The following is a 19,869-nucleotide window of genomic DNA, read 5'->3' on the forward strand; positions in this document are numbered from 1 at the left end:
GTACGGCGAGTCCCGGCGGGGTTTCGGTTTTGTGACGATCGGTGCCAACGTGGATGATTTCCACCGTGCCGCCACCGAGTCAGCAAAGCGTATCGGCCTGACCATTGCCGAGCGGGACAAGATCTTCCAGGGAGAGCGGGCCGGCCTGCTGGAAGCCATCGAACACAACCTGGCCGAGACCGCCGCCGCCCTGAGCCTGTCGACCATCCTGATGGTGGCACTGGTGATCGTCGTCGCCATCTGGATGGCCCAGTTCATCACCCGCCGCATCACCAACATGATCCATGGCCTCGGCCGCTTTCAGGAGGGCGACCTGTCGCACCGGCTGGAGGTCAGATCGGACGATGAAATGGGGCAGTTGGCACGTTCCTTCAACAGCATGGCCGACGAGGTCGAGCTCTCGTTCAAGCGTTCGGAGGAGGCGAGAGCCCGGGCTGAAGAGGCCAACAAGCTCAAGTCGGATTTCCTGGCCAACATGTCCCACGAGCTGCGCACACCGCTCAACGGCATCCTCGGCTATTCGGAGCTGCTTCAGCTCGATCTGGCCGACCCCGAGCAGCAGGAGTTCGCTGCCACGATCCACAGCTCGGGCCAGCATCTGCTGGACATCGTCAACGACTTGCTTGACCTGGCCAAGATCGAGGCCGGGCGGATCGAGCTGAAGTGGCAGACCCAGGACGTGGCGAGCCTGGCAACCGAGATCGTCAATACCCACCGAGCCCATGCCCAAGCCAAAGGGCTGACCCTGGCGCTGAGCATTGCGGAAGGGACTCCCGCCAGCATCAATATGGATGTACAGCGGGTGCGCCAGATTCTCAACAACCTCTTGAACAACGCCGTCAAGTTCACTGACAATGGGGGAATTCGCGTAAATGTCCGGCAGGAAGGCAACCGTCTGGCTTTTGCCGTGTCAGACAGCGGACGGGGCATTCCCGCTGAGGCTCACGAGCACATTTTCGAAAAATTCCGTCAATTGGACCAATTTGTCACCCGAGAGCAGGGCGGAACCGGTTTGGGGCTTGCTCTGGCCAGGGAACTCGCACACATGCTGTCCGGTGACCTGATCGTAGAGTCCCGTCTGGGTGAAGGCTCAACCTTCACTCTTTTTCTCCCGGTTGATGGGCAATCCAGCTGAAACACCTGACTTCCATTCCATGAGCGAATCCTCCGCAGTTAAAAAACGGGTGCTCGTCGTTGACGACAACGCCATCAACCGTCGCCTTGCCATCGCCTTCGTGACCCGGCTGGGCATGAGCTCTGAAGAGGCCGAGGATGGCCCGGCCGCCCTGGCCCGGCTGTCTGCCGAGCGTTTCGACGTCGTTCTGCTCGACATCAGCATGCCAGGCATGTCCGGCGAAGAAGTGCTTGCCCGATTGCGAGCGGACGTCAAGTTCAATGGACTGCGAGTCATCGCCTATACTGCCCATGCACTTCCCGAAGAAAAGCAGAGCCTCGTGGAGGCCGGTTTTGACGATCTCCTGATCAAGCCGATCAATCTGAAGGCCGTCGAAAGCGTGCTGGCCGACTATCTCAAGTCCTGAAGGGCAGGGGACGTCGGGTTTGCGGGATTTATGGATTGTGCAGGCGCACAATCCTCACAGAAATAAAATATAATATATATAAGACTTGGCGCTGCCACATCAGAACAAGGTGCCAGTCCATTCGGGAGAGGCGCTCCGGGCCCGGAACGGCCGGTCGCGCACGTCAGCTAACCTGTCATGTAACCACCGTCTAGGAAGGATCTACCCATGCTTGAAGCCTACCGCCAGCATGTTGCCGAGCGCGCTGCCCTCGGTATCCCGCCGCTGCCCCTGTCTAAGCAGCAAACCCAAGCCCTGGTTGAACTGCTGCAGAACCCGCCGGCCGGCGAAGAAGGCTTCCTGGTTGAGCTGCTGACCTACCGCATTCCCGCCGGCGTGGATGACGCCGCCAAGGTGAAGGCTGAGTTCCTGGCCAAGGTGGCCAAGGGTGAAGTCGCCTGCGGCCTGGTCTCCAAGGTCAAGGCCACCGAACTGCTGGGCACCATGCTCGGCGGCTACAACGTCAAGCCCCTGATCGACCTGCTCGCCGATGGCGAAGCCGGCGCTGCCGCTGCCGAAGGCCTCAAGAAGACCCTGCTGGTGTTCGACTTCTTCCACGATGTGAAGGAACTCGCCGACAAGGGCAACGCCAACGCCAAGGCCGTGCTGCAGTCCTGGGCCGACGCCGAGTGGTTCACCTCCCGCCCGGCAGTCCCCGCTTCCCAGAAGCTGACCGTCTTCAAGGTCACCGGTGAAACCAATACCGATGACCTGTCGCCCGCCCCGGACGCCTGGTCCCGCCCCGACATCCCGCTGCACGCCCTGGCCATGCTCAAGAACCCGCGTCCGGGTATCGAGCCTGACGAGCCCGGCACCCGTGGCCCCCTGAAGCAGCTCGAAGCTCTGGCTGCCAAGGGCAACCTGATCGCCTACGTGGGTGACGTGGTCGGTACCGGTTCTTCCCGCAAGTCCGCCACCAACTCGGTGCTGTGGTTCACCGGCGAAGACATCCCCTTCGTCCCGAACAAGCGCTTCGGTGGTGTGTGCCTGGGCTCCAAGATCGCCCCGATCTTCTTCAACACCATGGAAGATGCCGGTGCACTGCCCATCGAAATCGACGCCGGCCAGATGGACATGGGCGACGAAATCGAACTGACGGTGGATGAGGCCTCCGGCAAGGTCGTTGCCCTCAAGAACGGCACCGTGATCGCCGAATCCCAGCTCAAGACCCTCGTCATTCTTGACGAAGTCCGCGCTGGCGGTCGTATCCCCCTGATCATCGGCCGTGGCCTGACCACCAAGGCCCGTGAAGCCCTGGGTCTGCCCCCGTCCACCCTGTTCCGCCTGCCGCAGAACCCGGCCGATGCCGGCACCGGCTACTCCCTGGCCCAGAAGATGGTTGGCCGCGCCTGTGGCCTGCCTGAAGGCAAGGGTGTGCTGCCCGGCACCTACTGCGAACCGAAGATGACCACCGTCGGTTCCCAGGACACCACCGGCCCGATGACCCGCGACGAGCTGAAGGATCTGGCCTGCCTCGGCTTCTCCGCCGATCTGGTGATGCAGTCCTTCTGCCACACCGCCGCCTACCCGAAGCTGGTGGACGTGAAGATGCACCGCGAGCTGCCGTCCTTCATCTCCACCCGTGGTGGCGTGTCCCTGCGTCCGGGCGATGGCGTGATCCACTCCTGGCTGAACCGTCTGCTGCTGCCCGACACCGTCGGTACCGGTGGCGACTCCCACACCCGCTTCCCCATCGGCATCTCCTTCCCGGCCGGCTCCGGCCTGGTGGCCTTTGCCGCTGCCACCGGCGTGATGCCGCTGGACATGCCGGAATCCGTGCTGGTGCGCTTCAAGGGCCAGATGCAACCGGGCATCACCCTGCGTGACCTGGTCAATGCCATCCCCCTGTACGCCATCAAGGCCGGCCTGCTGACCGTCGAGAAGAAGGGCAAGAAGAACGTCTTCTCCGGCCGCATCCTCGAAATCGAAGGCCTGCCTGATCTGAAGGTGGAACAAGCCTTCGAACTCTCCGACGCCGCCGCCGAGCGCTCCGCCGCTGCTTGTGCGATCGCCCTGAACAAGGATCCGATCGTCGAGTACATGCGTTCCAACATCACCCTGATGAAGTGGATGATCGCCGAAGGCTACGAAGATGCCCGCACCCTCAAGCGCCGCATCAAGGCCATGGAAGACTGGATCGCCAACGGCACCCTGCTGAAGGGTGACGCCAACGCCCAGTACGCTGCCGTGATCGAGATCGACCTGGCCGAAGTCACCGAGCCGATCCTGGCCTGCCCGAACGACCCGGACGATGTGAAGGTGCTGTCCGAAGTCGCCGGCGACAAGATCGACGAAGTCTTCATCGGCTCCTGCATGACCAACATCGGTCACTTCCGTGCGGCCGGCAAGGTGCTGGAAGGCAAGTCCGACATCCCGACCCGTCTGTGGATTGCCCCGCCGACCAAGATGGATGCCCTGATCCTGACCGAAGAAGGCTACTACGGCGTGCTCGGCAAGTCTGGCGCCCGCATGGAAATGCCCGGCTGCTCCCTGTGCATGGGCAACCAGGCCCAGATCCGCAAGGGTTCCACCGCCATCTCCACCTCCACCCGCAACTTCCCGAACCGTCTGGGCATCGACACTCGTGTCTACCTGGGCTCCGCCGAACTGGCCGCCATGTGCGCCCTGGCCGGCCGGATCGTGACCAAGGAAGAGTACATGGAGCAGATCAAGGTGGTGAATGCCAAGGCCGCCGAGATCTACCGCTACATGAATTTCGACCAGATCCCTGCCTTCACTGAAGTGGCGGATACCGTCGAGATGTAACACCTCACTGCACCTCGGCCGGATGTGAGTCCGGCCCGATGCAGCAAAAAGCCCCTGACCGGGAGACCGGTCAGGGGCTTTTTTTTTGCCTTCGAGCGCGGGAGAGGTAGGTTTGGTAAAAAATATCAAAAACAATAAAAACAACTTTATATTGATCCGATGGATTCTCGTCAGATCGCTCTTTTACGCTTTGGCGCGACCTCGCTTGCGAATTTTTCTGAATCATAAATATCCAATAAAAACATTAAGTTGTGTGTGTTTGTACGCAGATTAAGTAGGATCAAAGTCAGTGAGAGATGTCTTTTGAATGTAGGAAAAGCGCTTACTAATGCAGATAAAAACATTAAATACAAAAAATATTGCTCAAAACGTCAATAATGATAATATCGCCAAAACAGTGACCAAACGCCATGACTGAGACCAAGACATCCCGAACCTGCTCCACCCGAGAGGCTGCTCAGCAACTGGGGGTGAGTGTTCGTACAACCCAGCAGTGGGTCGAGGAAGGGCGCCTGAGTGCCTGGAAGACGCCTGGTGGGCATCGCCGGATCCTGGTTGAGTCGGTGACGCGCCTGTTGGGTGAGCTGAGGTGTTCCGGCGGCGTCGGTGCCGAGCCGTTCCAGATTCTGGTTGTGCGCGAAAACGAGTCGGATCGGCGGGCTTTACAGGCAGCCCTGGCGCCGTTGCTGTCGGACTGTCAGGTGGCTGTGGCCGAGGACGGTTTTGAAGGGTTGATCCGCATCGGCCAGCGGGCACCCGAGGTGCTGATCATCGATCTTGTGGTCACGGGGCTGGACCTTGTTCGGCTGCTGCGAACCCTGACAGCCGCAGGGCGAGGCCGGGCGATGTTGATTGTGGTGCTGGTGGCCTCCGATGCCGACCGGATGGGGCTGAGGAGCCGCTTGCCAGACGAAGTAGTGATGATGAGCACCCCGGTGGACGGCGCTGAGTTGGCGGCGCTGGTGAGGGTTTTTCTGCGCAATTGGCGGAGGCACGACTAAATGGGCCATGACAGACAGGAGGGCGCGAGATGAGCAAGGGCATGGAATGGCAGGCGGCCGCACAGACGGATGATCTGACCGGCGCTGGGGTGCCTTGGGCCTGGGTCGTCCTTGGGGGCGCAACCGCGGCATTGCTGCTCGTGGTGGGGGGCATTCAACCGCTGGTCATCGGTCTCGCACTGCTCCAATGGGGGGTGACGGCAGGTCTGGGGCTGACTTTCGAGCGCGGCCATCAGCGGGCGCTCGGTGAGCAGCGCCGGCAATTGGCCGAGCAGGCACGAGTGGTCAGAGGGGAGAGCCTGCATGTGCGCGGGTTGGACGATCTGTGCGAACAGGTGCTGCCGATCTGGGGTGGGCAGATTCATGTGGCCCGTGCTCAGACCGAGGACGCTATCACGGCGCTGTCATCGCGTTTTGCCGAGATATCCCAGCGCATCGGCTCCGCTCTGGATGCGTCACGGGGTGCTGCGGGTGACGATCTTGCGGGCCTCCTCAATGCGACCGAGAAGGAACTCGACGAGATTGTCACCGCCCTGCACGAAGCCTTGTCCCACAAGGAGGTGCTTCTGACCCACGTGGAAGACTTGGGAAGTATCACTGCCACCCTGGAAGAAATGGCGGGGCAGGTGGGCGATGTGGCCAAGCAGACCAATCTGCTCGCACTCAATGCGGCCATCGAGGCGGCCCGTGCCGGAGAGGCCGGGCGGGGCTTTGCGGTGGTTGCCGACGAGGTCAGAAAGCTGTCCAGCGTCTCCGGTGAAATGGGCAAGCGCATTGGCGATACCGTGAGATCGGTTACCGGTGCGATCAAGGAAACCTTGGCGGTATCCCACCGCTTTGCCAGCGACGACCAGGCGTTGGTGTCCACTTCGAGCCAACGGATCGGTGAAGTTGTCCGGCGTCTGCGCAGTGCCGCTGGCGAGTTGGTGGGCGCTTCCCGCCTGATAACTGACGAGGGCCACATGTTGGCCGGGGACATCGCGGAGGTGCTGGTCTCCCTGCAGTTTCAGGATCGGGTCAGCCAGGTGTTGACCCATGTGGCGGACGACATGGGGCGTCTCGGATCGCGGCTTGACTGCGCAATGGGGGAGCTCAAGGCGGGAGTCGAGCCGGAAGCGCTGAACACCTCGACCTGGATGGCCGAGATGAGCCGGGCTTACTCCACCCCCGAACAACATTCCCTGCATCGGGGAGAGGGTGGCAGCAATGCCCCTGATTCTGCAGGCATCACTTTCTTCTGAGGAAAACGACATGGGAAAGACCATCCTGATCGTGGATGACTCCACGTCCTTGCGCCAGGTTGTGGGCATTGCCCTCAAGGGGGCCGGTTACGAAGTGATCGAAGGATGTGACGGCAAGGACGCGCTGACCAAGCTCGACGGCCGCAAGATCCATCTGATCATCAGCGACGTGAATATGCCGAACATGGACGGGATCAGCTTCGTAAAAGCGCTAAAGCAGATCCCTGCCTACAAGTTCACACCGGTGATCATGCTCACCACCGAGGCCGGTGACGACAAGAAACGGGAAGGCCAGGCGGCGGGCGCCAAGGCGTGGGTGGTCAAGCCCTTCCAGCCGCCGCAGATGCTCACCGCGGTAGCCAAGCTGATCCTGCCCTGATCACGTCCACGTCCCAACGAGGAGACAAACATGAATGCATCCGATCAATGCAATCTCGGCACGAGCCGCGTGGTGATTGCCGGCGAAATGACGATCTATACCGCCAGGGACTGGCGTGACCGACTGCTGGTGGCCATGAGCGCCCCCGGCGATGTGGAGCTGGATCTGTCCGGTGTCAGCGACATCGATGCCGCGGGTATCCAGTTGCTGGTTTCCCTGCGCATGGAGGCGGCGGCAGCTGATCGAAAGCTGCGCCTGCTTGGCGTGAGTGCGCGGGTCAGTGAGGCGCTGGCCTTCTGCCGTCTGACAGACTTTTTCAGCGATGCGCTTCAGGCGCAAGCCTGAACAGCAGGAGACCGCCACGATGAGTGCCGAAATGGACGACGCCCTGCAAACGCTGATCGTCGAAAGCCGTGAGTTGCTCCAGCACATGGAGGAAGCGCTCCTGCTGCTTGAACAGACCCCCGACGATGCGGAAGCGGTCAATGCCATCTTCCGCGCTGCCCACACCATCAAGGGCTCCGCGGGCTTGTTCTCCCTTGACCATGTGGTGGCCTTCACCCATGTCGCCGAAAGCGTGTTGGACCGGGTTCGCGACCATCGCCTGGGCATGAGCCCGGCCTTGGGCGGGCTGCTGCTTGAGGTCTGTGATCATCTTGGGCGGCTCATTGATGGGGTCGCGGCGGGGCAGGCCCCCGACGACGTTCTCTCCGGGCGCAGCAATGCCATCGCCACCCGGCTTGAGACCTACCTCGAAGCCCCTGCCTCCGCGTCGGCGGAGCAGGACTTCAGCGATGTGGACTGGCCCGACGGCAACGACATCGCCCCGCCCTCATCGGCGCCAGAGCGCGGAAACGACAGCGTCGCCAGCGGCATGTGGCACATCTCCCTGCGCTCCGGGCCCAACCTGCTGCGTGACGGCATGGACCCGCTGTCGATCCTGCGTTACCTCGGCACCTTTGGCCAGATCGTCAACCTTGAGCTCATCCTCGGCGATATCCCTCCTTTGTCGGTGATTGATCCGGAGAGCTGCTATATCGGCTACGAGCTCAGCTTTGCCAGCGAAACCGATCAAGCCAGCGTCGACGGGGCTTTCGATTTTGTGCGTGCGGACAGTGTCGTGCGCCTGATTCCGCCCTATGGCCCGCTTGCAGACTACCGTGCGCTGTTTGCCGACATGCCCGAGGACAGCCTGTTGCTCGGCCGGATGCTGGTCCGCTGCGGCTCCCTCACCGAAGCCGAACTCGCCCAGGCTCTGGAAACCCAGGAGCGCATGGGGCCGGCATTTGCCGAAGGCAGCCCTGCCCCCCTGCTGGGCGAAGTTCTCGTGGCCCAGCAATTGGTGGACAAACCCGTGGTGGATGCGGCGCTTGCGCGTCAGCAGGAAGTCAAGTCGGCGACGGCGGGGGAGGCCACGCTGATCCGTGTTGATGCCGCCAAACTCGACCAGCTCATCAACCTGGTGGGCGAACTGATCATTGCCGGCGCGGGGGCCCAGCTTGTGGCGCGGCGGGTCAAGGTGCCCGAACTGGTGGAGGCTACCGGCGTGCTGTCACGGCTGGTGGAGGATGTGCGCGATTCAGCCCTCAATCTGCGGATGGTGCAGATCGGCGCCACCTTCAGCCGCTTCCGCCGGGTCGTCCGGGATGTGGCTGCCGAGCTGGGCAAGGACATCCAGCTCGACATCCATGGCGGTGAAACCGAGCTCGACAAGACCGTCGTCGAGAAGATCGGCGATCCGCTCACCCACATCGTGCGTAATGCCCTGGACCACGGTATCGAGCCGGCCGAGGTGCGCGCCGCCTGCGGCAAGCCGCGCCAGGGCCGGCTCAGCCTGAACGCCTATCACGAGTCGGGAAGCATCGTCATCGAGGTGAGCGACGACGGCGGCGGACTGCGCAAGGAGCGCATCCTGCAGAAGGCGATTGAGCGCGGACTGGTGAGCGAAGGCCAGGTGCTGTCGGACAAGGAGATCTTCGGCCTCGTTTTCGAGCCCGGCTTTTCCACCGCCGCGCAGGTCAGCAACCTTTCGGGGCGCGGGGTGGGCATGGATGTGGTCAAGCGCAACATCCTGGCCCTGCGCGGCACCGTCGATCTGGACAGTGTGGAAGGGCAGGGCACCACGGTACGCCTGCGTCTTCCGCTGACGCTGGCCATCATCGACGGCTTTCTGATTGGAGCCGGCAGCGCGTCTTACGTGGTGCCGCTTGAGCAGGTGCTGGAGTGCATCGAGCTGCCCGAGAAGGACAAGCCCGAGCAGGGCGCGAGTTACCTCAACTTGCGTGGCGAGGTGCTGCCCTTCGTGCGCCTGCGTGATTTGTTCGACATGCCAGGCGAGGCGCCCGGCCGCGAGAACGTTGTAGTAGTGCAGTACGCCGGGGAGCGGGCCGGGCTGGTGGTGGATCAGCTCTTTGGCGAGTTCCAGACTGTTATCAAGCCCCTCGGCAAGGTCTTCAGCCATATCCGCTGCATAGGCGGCTCCACCATTCTGGGCAGCGGAGAAGTTGCCCTGATTCTTGATGTTCCCGGGCTGGTTCGGCAGGTGAGCGCGCGCCAACCCGTTTCCCGTCACCTGTCTTCCACCCTGTCGCCGGTTTGAGCCGTCGGCCACTCTTTGGAGAATCGTCATGACCGTCAGCAAGAAAATGCTGTCCCTGATCCTGTCAGCCGCCTTCGGGATCATCCTCCTGGCCATCGTGGGCCTGACCCAGATGAGTCGGGTCTATGAAACCACCAACTACGCCAATGAGATCGTGGTGCCCAGCGTTCTTACGCTGGACGCAGCCTTCGCGCCGATGGCGGCTGCCCGCACCCAGCTGTGGCAGCACATCGCCGCGTCTGATGCAGCGGTGATGGCGGGTCTTGAAGAGAAGATCACTGCCAACCACCGCAAGACTGAAGAAGCGCTCAAGAAATATGAAGGCCTGCTCAGCGACGAGAAGGACAAGAACTTGCTGGCCGCCGACCGGGCCGCGCTGGCCGAGTTTGACCAGCTTCGTGATCGGGTCTATGTGCTGTCGCGGGTGAACAAGCTGGAAGAGGCGCGGGACCTGCTCATGGCCAATCAAGCCACCATGGCCCGCCTGTGGGATGCCTTCGAAGAGCACCGCCAGTACAACGCAGAGCTGGGTCGGAAGACCGCCGAGGACGCCGCCCAAAGCCTCGCCAGCGCCCGCTGGGTGGCGATGGGGATTGGCGCGATCACGCTGGTTGCGGTATCGCTCATCGGTGTGCTGATCACCCGCAGCCTCATGCAGCAACTGGGCGGCGAACCGGCCTACGCGGCGGCTGTCGTTACGAAAATCGCCGAAGGCGACATGACGATCACCGTCGACACCAAGGCCGGCGACACGACCAGCCTGCTCTACAGCGTGAAGACCATGAACGAGCGGCTCACGTCCATCATCACCGAGGTGCGCAGCTCGGCCGATTCGCTCTCCAGCGCGTCGGAAGAGGTGAGCGCCACCGCCCAGAGCCTGTCCCAGTCCTCCAGCGAACAGGCGGCGAGCGTTGAGGAGACCTCGGCGTCGATGGAGCAGATGTCGGCCTCCGTCACCCAGAACAGCGAAAACGCCACCCTCACCGACAGCATGGCGGCCAAGGCGGCCAAGGAGGCGATCGAAGGTGGCGCGGCCGTGCGCTCGACCGTGGAGGCGATGAAGAGCATTGCCGACAAGATCGGCATTGTCGATGACATTGCCTACCAGACCAATCTGCTGGCCCTCAACGCGGCCATTGAGGCGGCCCGGGCTGGCGAGCACGGCAAGGGCTTTGCGGTGGTGGCGGCGGAGGTGCGCAAGCTTGCCGAGCGCAGTCAGGTAGCGGCGCAGGAGATTTCCGAGACCGCCCGCAGCAGCGTGGCCCTGGCCGAACGGGCCGGAACGCTGTTCGAAGGGATCATCCCGAGCATCACCAAGACCTCCGATCTGGTCCAGGAGATCGCCTCTGCGTCAGACGAGCAGAGTTCCGGCGTCGGCCAGATAAACGCTGCCATGGCCCAGCTTTCGCAGACGACCCAACAGAACGCCTCCGCCTCCGAGGAGCTCGCCGCCACAGCCGAGGAGATGAGTGCCCAGGCCGAGCAATTGAGCAAGGCGATGGCCTATTTCAAGCTCGCCAGCGGTCATCGGGCACGGCCTGCCCGAGCCGAGGTCGCCAGCCGTGCGGAGAGCGGCCGCCAGTCGGGTCGGGCACCGATCTTTCAAACCGAGTATGTCCAGTTCGAGGGCTGAGAAATGGCTACGCTTGCCAGAAAAGACGTGCCCGCGGTTGTTGTCGAACCGTGCCAGTACCTGACCTTCACCCTGGGCGGCGAGATGTACGCCGTCGAGACCCTCAGCGTGAAGGAGATCATCGAGTATGGTCAGGTGACCACCGTGCCGATGATGCCGCCGAGCGTCCGCGGGGTCATCAACCTGCGCGGTGCGGTGGTGCCGGTGATCGATCTGAAGGCGCGCTTCGGCGGCCAGCCTACCGAGATCACCCGGCGCACCTGCATCGTCATCATCGAGATGGGCAGCAGCGACGAGTGCCAGGTGCTGGGCATTCTGGTGGATACGGTGAGCGAGGTGCTGGAGATACCGCCTGGCGAGGTGGAGGCGCCGCCAGCCTTCGGCGCGCGCATCCGGGCGGATTTCATCCGCGGCATGGGCAAGGTGGATGGCGGCTTCGTGATCCTGCTCAACGTGGAGGCGGTGTTGTCTACGGATGAACTGTCGATGCTCGACGAGCTCTCCCGCCTGGGGGCACCGGCAGACGCCGGCGTCGTGTCGCGCCTCGGCAACAGCATGGCGGGCTGAGACCATGACGACGATCGCCGTCCAGCGCCATGTCACCGGGCTGCAGGGCCAGCTCACGGATCAGGAGTTCGGCCAGTTCCGTGCGTTGATGTACTCCCTGGCCGGGATCAGCCTGTCCGACGCCAAGAAGCAGCTGGTGGCCGGGCGGCTGGCCCGCCGGCTGCGCCAGCTGGATCTGGACGGCTACAGCAGCTACCTTCGGCGGGTGCAGGCAGATGCAGGGGAGCGCCAGATTGCGGTGGACCTGCTGACCACCAACGAGACCTACTTCTTTCGTGAGCCCAAGCATTTCGACTTTTTGCGCAGCCAGGCCCTGCCTGAACTGAAGGGGCAGAGCACGGTGAGGGTGTGGAGCGGCGCCTGTTCCAGTGGCGAGGAGCCCTACACCATCGCCATGGTGATGGCCGAGGTGCTGGGGGGGCGCCCGTGGGAGATCGTTGCCTCGGATCTGTCCACCCGCGTGCTGGCCCACGCTAGGGAGGGGCGTTATCCGATGGACGACGCGGCGGGCATTCCCCGGCCGCTGCTGGCGAAGTACTGCCTGAAGGGCATCGGCAGCCAGGATGGCACCTTCATGATGAAGCCCGAACTGCGTGGGCGCATCAATTTTCGCCAGATCAACCTGAATACCACGCTGCCGGAGATTGGCCAGTTCGACGTGATCTTCCTGCGCAACGTGATGATCTACTTCGACCTGGAGACCAAGCGTCAGGTGATCCGGCGCGTCCTGCCGCTGCTAAAGCCGGGGGGCTATTTCATGCTCAGTCATTCGGAGAATCTCAACGGCGTGTCCGATGCACTGAAGACCGCCCGCCCGTCGATCTATCGCAAGCCGGCAGCCTGAAATCATGCGCATGCCCAACGGCGTCGTCGAGATCTTCCTGCGGCCGGGCGAGTGGTATTTCGGCGACCGCCACACGCGCATCCGCACCGTGCTTGGCTCTTGTGTGTCGGTGGTGTTCTGGCACCCCGACCGGCTGATCGGAGGCATGTGTCATTTCGTGCTGCCCCGTCGCAGCCACACTTCCTCCCGGGGGCTGGACGGACGCTACGGAGATGAGGCCTTCGACCTGATGCTCAGGGAGATTCGTTCTGCCCGGACGCGGCCCGAAGACTACCGGGTCCGCCTCTTCGGCGGTGGCAACATGTTTCCCGACCTCGCCCGCGGGCGAGGCACCCCCCTGATCGGGCAGAAGAACGTGGTCCTCGCCCACGAGCTGTTGCGTGCCCACTGCCTGAGCTGCGCAGGCGCACATGTTGAGGGGAGCGGTCATCGCCATCTGCTCTTCGATATCTGGAGCGGGCGCGTCATCGTGAGACACGCGGCCGGATGGTCGAGCTGATCTCACTCGAACAGCTATGACAACTATGAAAAAAGGAAAGCCATGCCCCCAATCAAAGTTATGATCGTTGACGATTCGGCGGTGGTCCGCCAGGTCTTGTCGGCAACACTTGGCGAGGATCGCGCCATCGAGGTCATCGGCGCGGTCGTCGATCCCTTATTCGCTCTCGAAAGGATGAAGGCATGTTGGCCGGACGTCATCGTGCTCGATGTGGAAATGCCGCGCATGGACGGAATCACCTTCCTGCGCAAGATCATGGCTGAGCGCCCCACGCCGGTGGTGATCTGTTCGACCCTGACCGAGAAGGGGTCGGAGACGGCACTCCAGGCCTTGTCGGCGGGTGCGGTCTGCGTCGTCTCCAAGCCCAAGATTGGGCTCAAGCAGTTTCTGACAGACAGCTCGGATGACCTTGTCAGCGCCGTCAAGGTGGCCGCGCGGGCGAAGGTGCGACGACTGATGGCCGCGAGCCAGAGCATTGCCGTGCCGACGGCGCCGAAGCTGTCGGCCGACGCCATCCTGCCACCGGGCACGGCGATGGCCCAGACTACCGAGACGGTGGTGGCGATCGGCACATCGACGGGGGGGACCCAGGCGCTGGAGGCTGTGTTGCGCGCTCTGCCCCGGGTATGCCCAGGTATTGTGATTGTCCAGCACATGCCCGAGAAGTTCACCGGTGCCTTTGCACAGCGTCTCGATACGGTGTGCGAGGTGGAGGTGCGCGAAGCGCGCCAAGGAGACCGGGTGGTGCCCGGTCGGGTGCTGATCGCACCGGGCGGCCGCCACATGCTTCTCAAGCGCAGTGGCGCCCAGTACGTGGTGGACGTGGTCGACGGCCCCCCGGTCAGCCGCCATCGGCCGTCGGTGGACGTGCTGTTCCGTTCGGTGGCCCGCTTTGCCGGCCGCAATGCGGTAGGAATCATCATGACGGGCATGGGTGATGATGGCGCCCGGGGCATGAAGGAAATGCACGATGCGGGTGCCTGGACGGTTGCCCAGGACGAGGCTACCTGCGTGGTGTATGGCATGCCCAAAGAGGCCGTGAAGCTCGGTGCGGTAGACCGCATCCTGCCGCTCCAGGACATTCCCTCTGTCATCCTGGGGCGGATCAGCCGCAAGGGGTGATGCAGGCCGAGAAGTCTTTCGGCATGGGCGTTCATTCCATCGCGCATGGACATTCGGAGAGTCGCACCGTATAACGGAAATGAGGCTTCCGGTCGCGGGGTGATGAATTCCATGACGCATCGCTTGGTGTTGCTAGGGCTATTGGCGGTCGCCGGTCTGCCGGTTGCCGACGCGCTGGCTTTCTGCACGACCCGCGAGCGCATCCAGTTGCGAAACGAGGGCGTGCCACAGGCGGAGATTGATCGCCTGTGCGGCGGCACCACGCAGCAGCGCGTGCCGTCGATGTCGCCACAGCAGCAAATGCCGCGCCCGCGGTTTGCTACCCTCTGCATGACCAACGCCGGCCCCTGTCCGATGGCCGTAGCCATGCCTGTCGGATCCGCGTGTGCCTGCTACACCCCCTGGGGCGCCGTGCCCGGAGTGGCCCAGTAGGCATGCACCATGGCCGACATCTTCCTCAGCTACGGACACGCTGACCGGGCCCAGGCCGAAGCCCTCGCCACGGCCTTGGCAATGCGCTTCTCGGTGTGGTGGGACAAAGACCTGGATGCCGCCTGCACCTGGCGCAAGGAGCTTGAGGAGCAGATCGATGAAGCCCGCTGCGTGCTGGTGCTGTGGAGCGAGAGCTCCCGGAACAAGGACTTCGTGCGTTCCGAAGCCAGCCGTGCAGCCCAGCGCCGGACCTTGCTGCAGGTCTGTCTTGACGGTGAGGAGGTCCCCCTCGGCTTTACAGAGTCCCAGTGGATAGACCTGCGCGCCTGGAACGGCGACGCGGACGACCCCCTTTTGGCGGAGGTGCTGATCGCACCGCTGGAGAAGCGTGTACGGGGCAGCCGTTCGGCCCTGTTGGTGGGCGTGGATGCCTACGCCCACGGCACTGGCTTCCAGGCGCCCGGCTGTGCGTCCACCAGCGTGGATGCCCTGCGCAAGCTGCTGGCTGACCGGGACGACACGCACTTTCAGGTGGAAACCCTGATCAACCCGGAAAAAACAGCCCTGATGAAGAGCCTGCAGAAGGTCTTCAAGGATGCTCTCCCCAACGACACCGTGCTGCTTTACTACTGCGGCCATGCGAAGCTGTCGGCCCGGGGCGATCTTTACCTCTGCCCCAACGACTCCGAGCTTGATTACCTGGATGCTACGGCGATTTCCATGGAGTGGATTGCCAAGCGGGCGCTGAACGAGAGCAGTGCCTCGCAACTGATCATCCTGCTTGACTGCATCTACAGCCTGACCACGGATGCGGTCGGGCAAGTGGATATTCCGTCAATTCTGGTCGCCAACCTGGGGCAGGGGCAGGGTAAGTACGTGCTGTCGGGGAGCACGGTGCTCGACCGGGATGTAGCCGAACGGAGCGTGCCACTTTCACGCCTGGTGCGCTGGTTTGTTCATGGCGTGGAGACCTTCGAGGCAGACGACGGTGACAGCATCCTCACCGCCGATGAGATCTGCCGCTACGTGCAGGCCCGCATCGAAGCGGAGGCACCCGAGAACAAACCCCTGAGCAAGGGCTTCAACACAAACTCCAGCCGTGGCGAGGTTGCCCGGCGTACCACTGCCGCACCGACGGCCACCGCCCTGCGCGGCAACCGCGAGTTCTTTCTGGCCATCCGCGGAGCCCTCGACGAAGGGCGGCTGGTACCCCTGCTGGGTGACGGGGTTTTCGGCAGTGGCCCCCTCAGTGCCTTCCGGCTGGTCAGCGCCCTGATCGAGACAGCTGGCCTGGAGGCCGGCATGCGTCTGGACGAGCGCTATCCGCTGGCCACCGCGGCGGAGTACCTGTTGCTGGTGTTCGGCGGCGAGCGGGGCGCCTTCCTCAAGCGTCTCACCACCGTGCTGCGCGAACAGAGCCAGAGCATTCTGCAGGCCCAGACGCAAACCCAGACCCACCGCTTCCTGGCGGCCATGCAGACGCCCTGGATCATCGTCTCTGCCAGCTACGACTGGGTTTTCGAGAGCCTTTTGGAGCAGGCCGGGCTGCCTTTCACGGTGGTCACCCACATCCTGACGGCCGAGGATGACGAGCTGGATGGACGCCTGCTGGTGATCCGCAGGGGAGGGCAGGTGTCTTCGGTCGAGATCAAGCTGGCCGACAACTGGCTGATCTCCGATCTGGGGGAGCATGGGGATCGGATCATCTACAAGATTGTTGGCTCTCCCTTCGCCAATGAGCTGGCCGACCGCCATTCGGGCATCGACACCGTGGTCATCACCGAGAGTGACCACATGACCTTCCTCGGCCGCCTGGAAAACGAACACACCAAGCCGCCCAGCGCCTTCTCGCGGCGCCTGCAGAAGAGCGCCCTGCTGTTTCTCGGCTACAACCTGGACGTGTGGCATTACCGCCTGGTCGGTCACATCTTCAGCAATGAGGGGCAGGTGCGGCCGCGTCGGCGCTACGCGGTGCGTACAGCGGTCTCGCCCATTGAAGAGCGCTTCTGGGCTCAGTTGGTGGCAGCGGAAGACCGTCTCCAGTCAGACTGTGAAGCCTTCGTGCAGACCCTCGGACAGTTCAAATAGGGCATTCCATGTCCGACGCTCCCCATTCCCTGCTGCCTGCCGACGTCAATGAGCCGTATGTCGGCCTCAAACCCTATACGGAGGCCGAGCGCGACCGCTTTTTTGGCCGTGAGCGGGATGCCCAGCTGCTCATCAACAAGCTCTTCTCGCATCCACTCACGCTGCTCTATGCGCCATCCGGGGTGGGCAAGACCTCGCTGCTGCGGGCCCTGGTGATTCCGGAGCTGCGGGCCGAAGAAGCCCAGGTGGTGTACTTCGACAAGTGGAATACGCCCGACCCCTGCGATGCGCTAGCCCAGGCTATCGCCGGCGGCCCCCTGGCGCCCGGTGCCGGGCAGTTGGTGGACGCGGCCCGGGCGGCGTTAGCGCGGGACGACAACACCCTGGTTCTGGTGCTGGACCAGTTTGAGGAATACCTGCAGCGTTACGCCGGCGACCTGGGGCATCTGCCTGCCGCCCTCGGGGCTCTGCTGCGCACGCCCCTCGACCTGCGGGTGGTGCTGTCCTTTCGCGAGGAATTTCTGGCCAGTGTCGATGCCTGTTTGCGCGGGCAGGTACTGGCCCTGTTTGCCTCCACCTATCACCTGGAGCATCTGGACCGGGCGCGGGCGCGGGAAGCCATTGCGGCGCCCGCCCGACGCTTTGGCGGGGTGTGTGACGACGAACTGGTGGATCGCCTCCTGGATGATCTCGCGCCCGGTGACCCCGAGAAATCCGCTGGCCGACTGTTCCGTGGCGGCATAGAGCTGCCCTTCCTGCAACTGATCTGCCGTTGTCTGTGGGACAAGGCCCTGGCCACAGGCAAGCCTGGCCTGCGCATGGCTGACTACCTGGCCCTCGGTGGGCGTCGAGGCATCATCGCGGCCTATCTCCACGATGTGACCCGTCATTTCGGGTTGTTCCAGTCTATCGACGCAGCGCAGATCCTCAAGGCGCTGGCGCCGCGGAACGGCGTCAAGATCGCCTATCCCCTCGAAGCTCTGGCCGCCCAGGCGGGCACCTCTGAAAAGCGTACCGAGCGGGTTCTCGATGTGCTCCGCGAGCACCGCATCGTGCGCACCCGGGATGCGGCGGGCGGGGTGAGCTACGAGTTGCAGCACGACGCCTTCATTGAAATCGTGCGCCCCTGGGCTGAACAGCGGTTCCGCCGCCGCAACCAGTGTCTGGGTGGCCTGGCGGGCCTCGCGCTGGTGGCTGCGGTCGGGCTCAATCTCTACACCCTGCAGCAGGACAGGCAGGAGGCCAACGCCCGCCGGATTGCTGCCGAAGTGACCGACCGCATCGAGGTGGACACCCGTCGGGCGCTGGAGGAGGCCCTTGGCCTGGCTGCCGGGTCGAGTGACCGCAATGTGCGTAATACCCTGCGCCTGGCCATCTCCGGCTTTCTGCACAACCCCGCGCTGCCGCCCCACAAGGGTGCTGCCAATGCGGTGGCCTTCAGTCGCGACGGAGCATGGATCGTCAGCGCCGGTGACGACGGCGAAGCGCGCCTGCTGCACAGCCAGAGCCTCGCCGTACAGGCGCGCATCATCCACACCGGACCGGTGGTGGCGATTGCCGTCTCGGAGGATGGGGCACGCGTGGTTTCGGCCAGCCGGGATGGCCTGCTGCGGGTCTGGGAGCGAAGCGGAAAGCTGCTGGCGGAGTGTGGCCATGCTGGCGGTCCGCCGTGGCTGGACGCCGACATCAGCCGTGACGGCAAGCGGGTGGTGGCCATCCGCGAATCGGAGGACGGCACTACCCCGGATTTGCTGCTCGCCGGCACCAGCGGGGCGTGCTCGCTCACCCGTCTGTCGGGGCATTTCGGCAATGTGGGCTCGGCCAGCTTTGACGACAGTGGCAAATGGGTGCTGTCGTATGGCAACAACGACAACACCGCCCGCATCTGGGATGCGGCTGATGGCCGCCTGAGCGCCACCCTGACCCATCCGGATGAAGTCTTCGGGGCCAGCTTCTCGCCCGATGGCGCCGAAGTGGCAGTGGCGGTGGCAGATGGCACGCTTTACCGCTGGACTGCCCGTGGCCACCTCATCGGCCACCCCCTGGCGCTCCCTGTCCAGCCGGAGCAACCCCCGGTGTCGGCCACGTCGGTGCGCTACGCACCGGACGGGCGGCGACTGGTGGCTACCAGCTCCGATGGTGGCGTGTACATCTGGGATGTGCTGCCCGACGTCCAGCCCGAAGGTGCTGCTCCCCATGTCCTGCCCGGCATCCATGCGGGGGGCGCGCTGGCGGCCTATTTCAGCCCGGACGGCCGGCGCATCCTGTCCTATGGTCGGGACGACACCGTGCGAGTGTGGGACGAACCCTTTGCCTTCCGCGCCCGGGAGTTCCGTGGCCATGGTCAGGAAGTGCGGGCCGCACTGTTTGCGCCCGACAGTGCTCGGGTGGTGAGCGCCGGCGCCGATGGTACGGTCAAGCTGTGGCGGCTTCAGCCGGCCGATTTTCTGCCGCCCATGGGCAACGGGCTGATCCTCAGCGCCAATGGGCGGTACAGCTTCCGACTTGCTACTGGCGAGCTCTTCGAAACCGGCAGTAGCAGTGCCGGCCGAAATCTGCTGCACAAAGGTAGGTGGTGCGCACGGCGGGTTGCAGTGTTGACGCGCCGCTGCTCGCCCTGGGCCTGAACAGCGGTCACCTGCGGGTGTTGCCGGTTGCGGGCGGGGCTGCCGTCTTCGAGGCAGACGATCTGGACAGCCCCATCTACGCGTTGGCCTTTGACCGGCGTGGTCGGCGCCTGGCCAGCGGGGGCTCGGGTGGCCACCTGCGCCTTTACGATCTGGATGCCCCCAGGCAGGACCACAATGGCGTCGCTGCCCACGCCGGACCGGTGATCAGCCTGGACATCCATCCCGACGGGGAGCGCATTGTCTCCACGGGGGCAGATGGTACGGCCCGGGTTTGGAGTTGGAGCCGGCAGGCCCTCAGCACCCTGGAAGGCGAGACCGACCGGGTGCGCGACGCACGCTTCAGTGCCGACGGCAAGCGCATCCTGCGCCGTAATGGCGACCGAATCACCACCTTCGATGGTGACGCGTGGGCGAGGGCGGATGATGAGCTGAACGGCTTCGCCCGATCCCTTCTCGAAACACGCCTGCCTTAGCCGGCCCCGTGCCCG

17 protein-coding genes are annotated in these 19,869 nt (G+C 63.7%); all 17 read left to right on the forward strand.

Features of this window, described 5'->3' with window-relative positions; translation table 11 throughout:
- A partial coding sequence (locus PHI64_RS19255) for an ATP-binding protein (RefSeq protein WP_299886433.1) occupies positions 1 to 1,135 on the forward strand: 1,135 nt, incomplete at its 5' end.
- A gap of 19 nt (positions 1,136 to 1,154) precedes the next feature.
- Positions 1,155 to 1,541 carry a response regulator gene (locus PHI64_RS19260; RefSeq protein ID WP_299886436.1) on the forward strand — a complete coding sequence of 129 codons (387 nt, stop codon included), beginning with the start codon at positions 1,155 to 1,157 and terminating at the stop codon, positions 1,539 to 1,541.
- 207 nt (positions 1,542 to 1,748) lie between these two features.
- A complete protein-coding gene (acnB, locus tag PHI64_RS19265) occupies positions 1,749 to 4,346 on the forward strand; it encodes a bifunctional aconitate hydratase 2/2-methylisocitrate dehydratase (protein ID WP_299886439.1) in 2,598 nt (865 codons plus the stop codon).
- A gap of 410 nt (positions 4,347 to 4,756) precedes the next feature.
- On the forward strand, positions 4,757 to 5,347 hold the full coding sequence (locus PHI64_RS19270) for an excisionase family DNA-binding protein (RefSeq protein ID WP_299886442.1): 591 nt from the start codon (positions 4,757 to 4,759) through the stop codon (positions 5,345 to 5,347).
- A gap of 29 nt (positions 5,348 to 5,376) precedes the next feature.
- Positions 5,377 to 6,588, forward strand: a complete 1,212-nt coding sequence (locus PHI64_RS19275) for a methyl-accepting chemotaxis protein (RefSeq protein ID WP_299886445.1) — start codon at positions 5,377 to 5,379, stop codon at positions 6,586 to 6,588.
- A gap of 10 nt (positions 6,589 to 6,598) precedes the next feature.
- A complete protein-coding gene (locus tag PHI64_RS19280) occupies positions 6,599 to 6,967 on the forward strand; it encodes a response regulator (protein WP_296403346.1) in 369 nt (122 codons plus the stop codon).
- 30 nt (positions 6,968 to 6,997) lie between these two features.
- The gene (locus tag PHI64_RS19285) at positions 6,998 to 7,312 is read left to right on the forward strand and encodes an STAS domain-containing protein (protein ID WP_299886450.1); all 315 of its coding nucleotides are present in this window, start codon (positions 6,998 to 7,000) and stop codon (positions 7,310 to 7,312) included.
- A 19-nt stretch (positions 7,313 to 7,331) separates the two neighbouring features.
- Complete coding sequence (locus tag PHI64_RS19290) at positions 7,332 to 9,566, forward strand: chemotaxis protein CheA (protein ID WP_299886452.1); 2,235 nt, start codon at positions 7,332 to 7,334, stop codon at positions 9,564 to 9,566.
- A 28-nt stretch (positions 9,567 to 9,594) separates the two neighbouring features.
- Complete coding sequence (locus PHI64_RS19295) at positions 9,595 to 11,199, forward strand: methyl-accepting chemotaxis protein (protein WP_299886455.1); 1,605 nt, start codon at positions 9,595 to 9,597, stop codon at positions 11,197 to 11,199.
- Between the two features lie 3 nt (positions 11,200 to 11,202).
- Positions 11,203 to 11,766 (forward strand): chemotaxis protein CheW, encoded by a 564-nt coding sequence (locus PHI64_RS19300; RefSeq protein WP_299886458.1) that lies wholly within the window; start codon positions 11,203 to 11,205, stop codon positions 11,764 to 11,766.
- A 4-nt stretch (positions 11,767 to 11,770) separates the two neighbouring features.
- On the forward strand, positions 11,771 to 12,610 hold the full coding sequence (locus PHI64_RS19305) for a protein-glutamate O-methyltransferase CheR (protein WP_299886461.1): 840 nt from the start codon (positions 11,771 to 11,773) through the stop codon (positions 12,608 to 12,610).
- A gap of 4 nt (positions 12,611 to 12,614) precedes the next feature.
- Positions 12,615 to 13,109, forward strand: coding sequence for a chemotaxis protein CheD (locus tag PHI64_RS19310; RefSeq protein WP_299886464.1), 495 nt, complete (start codon positions 12,615 to 12,617; stop codon positions 13,107 to 13,109).
- 42 nt (positions 13,110 to 13,151) lie between these two features.
- Complete coding sequence (locus tag PHI64_RS19315) at positions 13,152 to 14,231, forward strand: chemotaxis response regulator protein-glutamate methylesterase (RefSeq protein WP_299886466.1); 1,080 nt, start codon at positions 13,152 to 13,154, stop codon at positions 14,229 to 14,231.
- Positions 14,232 to 14,333: 102 nt separating this feature from the next.
- The gene (locus PHI64_RS19320) at positions 14,334 to 14,663 is read left to right on the forward strand and encodes a hypothetical protein (protein ID WP_299886468.1); all 330 of its coding nucleotides are present in this window, start codon (positions 14,334 to 14,336) and stop codon (positions 14,661 to 14,663) included.
- Positions 14,664 to 14,672: 9 nt separating this feature from the next.
- Entirely contained in the window at positions 14,673 to 16,751 is a 2,079-nt protein-coding gene (locus PHI64_RS19325) for a TIR domain-containing protein (protein ID WP_299886471.1), read from the forward strand.
- Positions 16,752 to 16,759: 8 nt separating this feature from the next.
- The gene (locus tag PHI64_RS19330; protein WP_299886474.1) at positions 16,760 to 19,378 is read left to right on the forward strand and encodes a hypothetical protein; all 2,619 of its coding nucleotides are present in this window, start codon (positions 16,760 to 16,762) and stop codon (positions 19,376 to 19,378) included.
- Positions 19,324 to 19,854: a hypothetical protein gene (locus PHI64_RS19335; RefSeq protein WP_299886477.1), complete on the forward strand. Its 531-nt coding sequence runs from the start codon at positions 19,324 to 19,326 to the stop codon at positions 19,852 to 19,854. The genes PHI64_RS19330 and PHI64_RS19335 overlap by 55 nt, the downstream gene beginning before the upstream one ends.
- The last annotated feature ends 15 nt before the right edge of the window (positions 19,855 to 19,869 follow it).

This window comes from Zoogloea sp. (genome assembly GCF_028689785.1).
Lineage (GTDB): Bacteria > Pseudomonadota > Gammaproteobacteria > Burkholderiales > Rhodocyclaceae > Zoogloea.

Bases quoted from the DNA above. Each gene is read 5' to 3' on its own strand.
- PHI64_RS19260 (WP_299886436.1), top strand. From the start codon at position 1,155: ATGAGCGAATCCTCCGCAGTTAAAAAACGGGTGCTCGTCGTTGACGAC.
- acnB (WP_299886439.1), top strand. From the start codon at position 1,749: ATGCTTGAAGCCTACCGCCAGCATGTTGCCGAGCGCGCTGCCCTCGGT.
- PHI64_RS19270 (WP_299886442.1), top strand. From the start codon at position 4,757: ATGACTGAGACCAAGACATCCCGAACCTGCTCCACCCGAGAGGCTGCT.
- PHI64_RS19275 (WP_299886445.1), top strand. From the start codon at position 5,377: ATGAGCAAGGGCATGGAATGGCAGGCGGCCGCACAGACGGATGATCTG.
- PHI64_RS19280 (WP_296403346.1), top strand. From the start codon at position 6,599: ATGGGAAAGACCATCCTGATCGTGGATGACTCCACGTCCTTGCGCCAG.
- PHI64_RS19285 (WP_299886450.1), top strand. From the start codon at position 6,998: ATGAATGCATCCGATCAATGCAATCTCGGCACGAGCCGCGTGGTGATT.
- PHI64_RS19290 (WP_299886452.1), top strand. From the start codon at position 7,332: ATGAGTGCCGAAATGGACGACGCCCTGCAAACGCTGATCGTCGAAAGC.
- PHI64_RS19295 (WP_299886455.1), top strand. From the start codon at position 9,595: ATGACCGTCAGCAAGAAAATGCTGTCCCTGATCCTGTCAGCCGCCTTC.
- PHI64_RS19300 (WP_299886458.1), top strand. From the start codon at position 11,203: ATGGCTACGCTTGCCAGAAAAGACGTGCCCGCGGTTGTTGTCGAACCG.
- PHI64_RS19305 (WP_299886461.1), top strand. From the start codon at position 11,771: ATGACGACGATCGCCGTCCAGCGCCATGTCACCGGGCTGCAGGGCCAG.
- PHI64_RS19310 (WP_299886464.1), top strand. From the start codon at position 12,615: ATGCGCATGCCCAACGGCGTCGTCGAGATCTTCCTGCGGCCGGGCGAG.
- PHI64_RS19315 (WP_299886466.1), top strand. From the start codon at position 13,152: ATGCCCCCAATCAAAGTTATGATCGTTGACGATTCGGCGGTGGTCCGC.
- PHI64_RS19320 (WP_299886468.1), top strand. From the start codon at position 14,334: ATGAATTCCATGACGCATCGCTTGGTGTTGCTAGGGCTATTGGCGGTC.
- PHI64_RS19325 (WP_299886471.1), top strand. From the start codon at position 14,673: ATGGCCGACATCTTCCTCAGCTACGGACACGCTGACCGGGCCCAGGCC.
- PHI64_RS19330 (WP_299886474.1), top strand. From the start codon at position 16,760: ATGTCCGACGCTCCCCATTCCCTGCTGCCTGCCGACGTCAATGAGCCG.